This is a genomic window from Streptomyces sp. NPDC036764, from assembly GCF_055609385.1.
Genome location: NZ_JBVJPT010000020.1, coordinates 158,571 through 165,906 on the forward strand (window position 1 = coordinate 158,571; position 7,336 = coordinate 165,906).

The window sequence follows — 7,336 nt, forward strand, 5'->3', positions numbered from 1 at the left end:
AGCACCATGGAACCCGAACGCGCCGTCCGCGCACTCCCCGACGCATGCGAGTGAGGGAAGCGATGCCTCGACTGAGCCGCGCGAAGAAGCGGGAACAGAAACGCGCCGCCGCCGCGGCCCATGTGGTCGCGCCGATCGACGTGCACGTGCCCGCCGCCGGTCCGGACGCGGGCGGCGCGTCGATCGGCGGCGTCCCCGTCACGGCGGCCCCGGGCGAGGAGATCCAGCACGTCGTCCTGGCCCACCTCCAGCGCATCGCCCTCGCCGGCGGCCACCCCGTGCACGCCACCGTCCACGACGAGCGCATCGGCTACGTCGTCCCCCTGCTGGTCGAGGAGGACGGCTCCAGTTGCTTCACCGCCGAGCCGGTACGCACCGGTCCGCCCCCGGCACCGACGGCACCGACGGGATCGACGGCGCCGGGGAACGCCGTGGCCGAGGCGTCTTCGGCGGAGCGACCCGCGTCGCCCGCCCCTGAGGCGAGCGCCGACCCCGCCCCGGCGCCGGGCACCGAACCGTACCGGGACAAGCCCACCCATCTCCTACGACCGCTGCCTGGCTCGTCGCATGACGCCTCACCCACCTTCCGGCTGCGCGCCCTGCCCGACCCGGTGCAGGACGCCACCCCAGGCACGGTCGCGCCCCCGCTGGGGGAGTTCGGCCCGCCGCCGGTCATGGGCGCACCCACAGGTGGACCCAACGGTGCACCCACGGCTGCACCCACGGACGCACCCATGGATGCACCGGCGAACGCGTCCGTGAACGGACCTGTGAACCCACCCGCGGACGCGCCCCCGCCCTCCACCCGCGCGCCCCTGGACGCAACGCCGGACCCGGCGGGCACGCCACCGCCCTCCACCCGCGCGCCCCTGGACGCAAGGCCGGACCCGGCGGACGCGCCCCCGCCCTCCACCCGCGCGCCCCTGGACGCAAGGCCGGACCCGGCGGACGCGCCCCCGCCCTCCACCCGCATCCCCGTCTCGGACCCGACCCCCTTGCCGGCCCCGACCCCCTTGCCGGCCCCAACCCCCTTGCCGGCCCCGACCCCTTTGCCGGTCCCGACCTCGGTCGCCAAGCCGGCCCCCAGCCCTGACCCGCACCCCCACTTCCACGCTCATCCCGACCCCGCCTCCGACCCCGACCCCAAGCCCACCCCGCCCCGCGGGTTCGACGCGGTCGCCGAAGCCGTTCTCGGGGACGCGCCGGCCGACGCCACCGCCGACACCTCCCCGTTCGCCGAACCCATGGCGCGGATCAACGACGCCGTGAAGGCGGGGCGCACGGCGGAGGCGGCGCAGCTCGCGGAGCGAACCGTGGCGGAGGCGTCGGCGGTGCTCGGGCCGCAGCACCCCGAGGTGCTCCGGATCCGTGAACTCGGCGCGTACATCGCCTACTTGGCGGGCGACCCGGAGCGCGCCTTCGCCCTCGCCCTCGACGTGGCGCGCCGCCACCACAGCGTCCGCGACGCGGAGGCGGCGTACGGCAGTCTGCACGGGGCGGCCACGGCCTGGCGCGCCGTGCGGGACCCGGCACAGGGGCTGCACCTGGGCCGGGACCTGCTCGGGCTGTGGGACGAGCTCACGGCCGAGGGCGGTCCGGCCGCCGACGACGTCGAGGAGCTGGAGTCGGCCCGTGCCCGCATGGACCGGCTCGCCGCCCGAGCCGCCAAGTCGGCCGAACCGCCCAGCAGTTGACCGTCCGCCGGCCGGCGCCGGAGGTCCGGAGTGCTACTCGATGACCGTCCGCCGGCCAGTGGCGGCGATCCGGAGTGCTGCTCGTTGACCGTCCGCCGGCCAGTGGCGGCGGTCCGGAGTGCTGCTCGTTGACCGTCCGCCGGCCGGTGCCGGCGGTCCGGTGTGCTGCTCGTTGACCGTCCGCCGATCGGTGCCGGCGGTCCGGTGTACTAGTCCGACAGCTCCCACACCGCGTATGCGATGGCGTCGCTGTTGCGGTCGAGGGCGGTGTCGTTGATGTTGGACGTCGTGTCGCAGGACGAGTGGTAGCAGCGGTCGAAGGACTGCCCGGCCGTACCGCCCCACTTGGTGACCTGTGCCGCGGTCTTCGTGCGGCTCGCGCCCGTGAACAGGCCGCCCACCGGCACGCCGGCGCTCTTGAACGGCGCGTGGTCGGAGCGGCCGTCGCCCTCGGTCTCGATCTCGGTCGCGACGCCGAGGCCGGCGTAGTAGTCCTTGAAGGTCTTCTCGATCGCGGGGTCGTCGTCGTAGACGAAGTAGCCCGGGTTGGGCGAGCCGATCATGTCGAAGTTCAGATAGCCGCTGATCTTCGCGCGGTTGGCTGAGGAGAGGTTGTTGACGTAGTAGCGGGAGCCGACGAGCCCGAGCTCTTCCGCGCCCCACCAGGCGAACCGCAGATGCTTGGTGGGGTGGTAGCCGGCCCGGGACACGGCGAGCGCGGTCTCCAGGACCGCCGCCGAGCCGGAGCCGTTGTCGTTGATGCCGGGGCCGGAGGAGACGCTGTCGAGGTGGGAACCGGCCATGACGACCTGGTTGGTGTCGCCGCCGGGCCAGTCGGCGATCAGGTTGTAGCCGGTGCGGCCGGAGGACGTGAACTGCTGGATGGCCGTCGTGTACCCGGCGGCGTCCAGCTTGGCCTTCACATAGTCGAGGGATGCCTTGTAGCCGGGGCGGCCGTGGGCGCGGTTGCCGCCGTTGGCGGTGGCTATGGACTGAAGCTGGGTGAGATGGGCCTTGACGCCGGCCACGGGGATGTCGGGCGCGGCGGCCAGGGCCTCGGCTCTGGGCGCCGCGTCGGCTATGGATCCGCTGGTCAGGAGGGTGGCGGTCGCGACGGCGGCTGCCGCCGACGCACGCCATGAGACGGAGAGCTTCATGGTGGGGGGCTCCGAATTCCTTGGGGAATCACGGGGATTCCTCAGTGAATGGGGTGCCTGGATGGTCAGGGTGAGCTTGACTCTCCGTCAAGAGCGCTATTCGGACTGGGTGTTCGTATAGGGAAAACCCTCAGTCCCCCGCGTGCTCAGTGAACGCAGAACTCGTTCCCCTCCGGATCCGCCATCACCACCCACTGCCCGGACGGCTCGCGCACCTGCCGCAGCACGCTCGCCCCCAGCCCTTGAAGCCGCTCGACCTCGCCCTCGCGCTCCCCGGCCGCCGTGTGCACATCGAGATGCAGCCGGTTCTTGACGGTCTTCTCCTCCGGAACGCGCTGGAACAGCAGCCGCCGTCCCAGTCCGGTGCCGCTGTCCTTGTCGTACGGGTCGTCGGGATGCCGTACGGCCACCAGGTCCCGGAAGGCAAGCCGGGCGTGGAACTCGACGGCGGCCTCGCGCGGCAGCGCGCCGAGCTCCAGAAGCCGTTCGATGAGGGCGTTGTTGTCCTCGACCTCGTAGTGCAGCACGGCGGCCCAGAAGTCGGCCTGGGACTGGGGGTTGGCGCAGTCGATGACGAGCTTCCAGTGCAGGGGCGCCGGTGCGGTCGCGGGTTCCTGTGTCATGCGACCACTCATAGGGGGTGGGGGAGCGGGGCCGCAACGGGAATCGCCGATCTGCGGACCGGGGCCGCGGGCCGGGGCTCGTGCGTCAGACCGGGGCCGCGGGCCGGGGCTCGTGTGTCAGGCGCCCACGGCGGCGGACGCCGGCCTCTCCCGGTCGCCGCCGGGCTGCGAAAGGCCCTGCGGGATGCCGATCGCGGCCACCCTGGCCCGCCGCACCGAACGCCAGGCATCCGCCGTGAGCAGCGTCAACGCCAGCCACACCAGCGCGAACCCGGCCCATCGCTCGGCCGGCATGGCCTCGTGGAAATACAGGACACCGATCAGGAACTGGAAGACCGGCGCCAGGTACTGAAGCAGCCCCAGCGTCGAGAGCGGCACCCGGATCGCCGCCGCGCCGAAGCAGACCAGCGGCAGCGCGGTGATGGCGCCGGCGGCCGCGAGCAGCGCCGCGTGCCCGAGCCCCTCCGTGGTGAACGTCGACTTCCCCTGTGCCGTCAGCCAGGTCAGATACCCGACCGCGGGCAGGAACTGGATCGCGGTCTCCGCGGCCAGCGACTGAACGCCACCGAGATTGACCTTCTTCTTCACGAGCCCGTAGGTGGCGAAGGAGAAGGCGAGGACGAGGGAGATCCACGGCGGCCTGCCGTACCCGACGGTCAGCACGATCACCGCGGTGAAGCCGACGCCGACCGCCGCCCACTGCACGGGCCGCAGCCGTTCCTTCAGGAGCAGCACGCCCATGGCGATGGTGACGAGCGGATTGATGAAGTACCCGAGCGAGGCCTCGACGACATGGCCCGAGTTCACGGACCAGATGTAGACGCCCCAGTTGACGGTGATCACGGCCGAGGCCACGGCGACCAGCGCCAGCTTGCGCGGCTGCCGTATCAGCTCACCCGCCCAGGCCCAGCGCCGCAGGACGAGGAGTGCGGCCGCCACGAAGACGAGGGACCAGGCCATCCGGTGGGCGAGGATCTCGACCGACCCGGCGGGTTGCAGCAGCGGCCAGAACAGCGGGAACAGTCCCCAGATCCCGTACGCCGCGAAGCCGTTCAGCAGACCTATGTGCCGCTCGCCCCTGGACTTCCCGGTCACGGCCCCTCCTTCGTGCCCTCACGTGGCCGCGTCCCTACGTCGGCCCGCACGAAGGTAACGCCGAATGCCTCCGCCTGTCATGCCCGTATCGCCATACGGTCATGACAGGCGGAGGCTGGAGCGCCCGGGTTGCACCGGGGGATGCGGGTCAGCCCTTCAGCGCGGCCGCGATCGCCTCGGAGACCGGCGTCGTCGGGCGGCCGGCCAGACGGGACAGGTCCCCGCTGTCGACGACCAGCTCACCCTTCTCCACGGAGGCGTCCACGCCGGCGATGATCGCGGCCACGGGCTCCGGCAGTCCGGCGCCGGCCAGGATGCCGGTGAGGACCTCGCCGGAGACGGGGTTCTCGGCGATCTCCCTGCCGGTCTGCCGGCTCAGCTCGGCGGCGTACTCGGCGAAGCTCCAGGCGACGTCGCCGCCCAGCTCGTACGTCTTGTTCTCGTGCCCATCGCCGGTCAGTACGGCGACGGCGGCGGCCGCGTAGTCGGCGCGGGAGGCGGAGGAGACGCGGCCGGTGCCGGCGGCGTGGGTTACGGCGCCGTGCTCCAGGACCGGGGCGAGGTTCTCGGTGTAGTTCTCGTGGTACCAGCCGTTGCGCAGCAGCGTGTACGGCAGGCCGGACTCCAGCAGCGCCTTCTCGGTGCCGCGGTGGTCGTCGGCGAGCGCGGCCGTGAGGCTGCCGGGGGCGCTGGTGTAGGCGAGCAGGGCGACGCCGGCGGCCTTGGCGGCGTCGATGACGGCCTTGTGCTGGCCGACGCGGTCGTTGCCGACCTCGCTGCCGGATATGAGCAGCACCTTGTCGCCGGCCGCGAACAGCCCGTCGAAGGTCTCGGGGGCGTTGTAGTCGGCGACGGCGAGCTTCACGCCGCGTTCGGCGAGGTCGGCGGCCTTCTCGGGGGTGCGGACGACGGCGGTCACCTGGTCGGCCGGGACCTTCTCCAGCAACTGCTCCACGACGTGGCGGCCCAGGTGTCCGGTGGCTCCGGTGACGACGATGCTCATGATCAGAACTCCTTGTGGGGTGCGGTGGCACTAACCCTAGGAGGTGCGCTAACTCTGCGAAAGTACCCACTTTGAAGTAAGGTACTGGTATGGCAGTAAGTGACGTGGTGGGCATCGCGACGAGCAAGTACGACACCGGCGAGCAGATGTGCCCGCACCGGCTGGTGCTGGAGCACGTCACCAGCCGCTGGGGCGTCCTGGTCCTGATCGAGCTTCTCGAACGCCCCTATCGCTTCAGTGAACTGCGCCGCGCGATCGGCCGGGTCAGCGAGAAAATGCTGACCCAGACCCTCCAGACCCTGGAACGCGACGGCCTCGTCCACCGTGACGCCAAGCCCGTGATCCCCCCGAGGGTCGACTACTCCCTCACCGACCTGGGCCGTGAGGCGGCGGAACAGGTGCGGGGGCTTGCGCTGTGGACCGAGGAGCGGATGGGGGAGGTGCAGAAGGCGCGGCAGGTGTACGACGCGCGAAAAGGCGGCTCTGATCAGGGGTGATGTGACTCCCCGGGCTTCGCCGGCAGGAATGCGTACGGCGCCTGGGGGCACACATATGTCAGGGCGTTGGTCGACATGCGAGACACGTCCTTCCATGCGCCCCCTCTCCGCCTTGCGCGCCGCCTTTGCCGGGCGGGCAATGTGGATGCGGAGTGTCACGCCCACCCGTGTGCCGACTCGCCCTGCCACCGTACGGCGCACGTTCACCGGACCCAGGGGGTTGCCTTGACATGGCCACACAGACTCCGGCCGCCCGGCCCAGCAGGATCGGTTCTGCGGTAATGGCGGGACTCGGTTTCGTGCGTGCGCCTTTCGGTCGTGGCCGTCGTCGGCGTCAGGAGGAACTCTTGCTGGAACTGTTGCGGCAACTGACGCTGATGACCGAGGAGATGCGCCGGGCGAATCTGATCCAGCAGTACCGCCTCTCCGTGGAGCAGATGGATCGGGCGATCGACGATCCGGCGCTGGCCGCGGCCATGAGCACGTTGACGGGGCTGTCCGAGCGCAGGCGCCGGCAGATGCTCTTCGCCAACCGGCAGTACGGAGTGCTTCTGATGGCTCATCGTGTGGGTGTCTACGACTGGGACGAACTCGTCGGGCACCTCCGTGTCCTCTGCCGTAACGAGGTGTTCGCGGAGTACTGGTCCTCCACGGTCGAGCATCGGCGCAGCGTTCCCGGCGAGTCCCTCGAAAGCCGGGTCGGACTGGTCGTGGACGCGATGCTGGAGGACTTACGAGATGACCCGGACGACTGGTGGGTCGTCGGTCCGAGCTCGGAGCAGGCGGAATAAATGTGAGAGGTGTCACACCCGTGTAAGATCCAGAGCTCTGTGAACCCAAGGGGCGTCACTCATCGAGTGGCGCCCCTTGAGACGCGGGGCTGCGCAGCCCCGAGAGGGGACCGCTCCGGTGCTCGACGACGCCTCGCCGTTCCGTATCGCCCGTCGGCTTGGGGACCCTCCTGGCCTGCGGGGCAGTGGAACCGGCGAGACATGCCCCGACCTTTTCGAACTCAGCAACGGTGATTTCGCGGTCATCGGCACCGAAGCCACCGCCGATCTCGACCCCCACCTCCCGCCCGACGCGGCCCGAGCGGACTACGAGCGGATTGTCGTGATCACGCGGGACACCCTCATCCGCGCCAAGAAGGACATCCCCGACGCGTGACATGACGTGGAGGGGGGGGGGGGGGGGGGGGGGGGGGGGGGGGGCGGGGGGGGGGGGGGGGGGGGTGGGGGGGGGGGGGGGGGGGGGGGGGGGGGGGGGG

At 71.3% G+C, this 7,336-nt stretch carries 8 protein-coding genes; 4 read left to right on the forward strand and 4 right to left on the reverse strand.

What is annotated here, in order from left to right; genetic code table 11:
- Positions 1-62 precede the first annotated feature (62 nt).
- The gene (locus ACZ69Q_RS42655; protein WP_471053576.1) at positions 63-1,694 is read left to right on the forward strand and encodes a tetratricopeptide repeat protein; all 1,632 of its coding nucleotides are present in this window, start codon (positions 63-65) and stop codon (positions 1,692-1,694) included.
- 209 nt (positions 1,695-1,903) lie between these two features.
- On the opposite strand, the gene ACZ69Q_RS42660 is transcribed toward ACZ69Q_RS42655, so the two are convergent.
- The 4 genes from ACZ69Q_RS42660 to ACZ69Q_RS42675 all read right to left on the reverse strand — a co-directional run bounded on the left by ACZ69Q_RS42660 (position 1,904) and on the right by ACZ69Q_RS42675 (position 5,572).
- Entirely contained in the window at positions 1,904-2,851 is a 948-nt protein-coding gene (locus ACZ69Q_RS42660) for a M28 family metallopeptidase (protein WP_471053579.1), read from the reverse strand.
- Between the two features lie 146 nt (positions 2,852-2,997).
- A complete protein-coding gene (locus ACZ69Q_RS42665; RefSeq protein ID WP_471053582.1) occupies positions 2,998-3,474 on the reverse strand; it encodes a VOC family protein in 477 nt (158 codons plus the stop codon).
- Between the two features lie 117 nt (positions 3,475-3,591).
- Positions 3,592-4,569 carry an EamA family transporter RarD gene (gene rarD, locus ACZ69Q_RS42670; RefSeq protein WP_471053585.1) on the reverse strand — a complete coding sequence of 326 codons (978 nt, stop codon included), beginning with the start codon at positions 4,567-4,569 and terminating at the stop codon, positions 3,592-3,594.
- A 148-nt stretch (positions 4,570-4,717) separates the two neighbouring features.
- Positions 4,718-5,572, reverse strand: coding sequence for an SDR family oxidoreductase (locus ACZ69Q_RS42675; protein ID WP_471053587.1), 855 nt, complete (start codon positions 5,570-5,572; stop codon positions 4,718-4,720).
- 89 nt (positions 5,573-5,661) lie between these two features.
- On the opposite strand from ACZ69Q_RS42675, the gene ACZ69Q_RS42680 reads away from it, so the two are divergent.
- The 3 genes from ACZ69Q_RS42680 (at position 5,662) to ACZ69Q_RS42690 (ending at position 7,236) form a co-directional block, all read left to right on the forward strand.
- Positions 5,662-6,069, forward strand: coding sequence for a winged helix-turn-helix transcriptional regulator (locus tag ACZ69Q_RS42680; RefSeq protein WP_471053590.1), 408 nt, complete (start codon positions 5,662-5,664; stop codon positions 6,067-6,069).
- Positions 6,070-6,299: 230 nt separating this feature from the next.
- Positions 6,300-6,860, forward strand: a complete 561-nt coding sequence (locus ACZ69Q_RS42685) for a DUF6082 family protein (protein WP_471053593.1) — start codon at positions 6,300-6,302, stop codon at positions 6,858-6,860.
- A 118-nt stretch (positions 6,861-6,978) separates the two neighbouring features.
- Positions 6,979-7,236, forward strand: coding sequence for a hypothetical protein (locus tag ACZ69Q_RS42690; protein WP_471053596.1), 258 nt, complete (start codon positions 6,979-6,981; stop codon positions 7,234-7,236).
- Positions 7,237-7,336 lie beyond the last annotated feature (100 nt).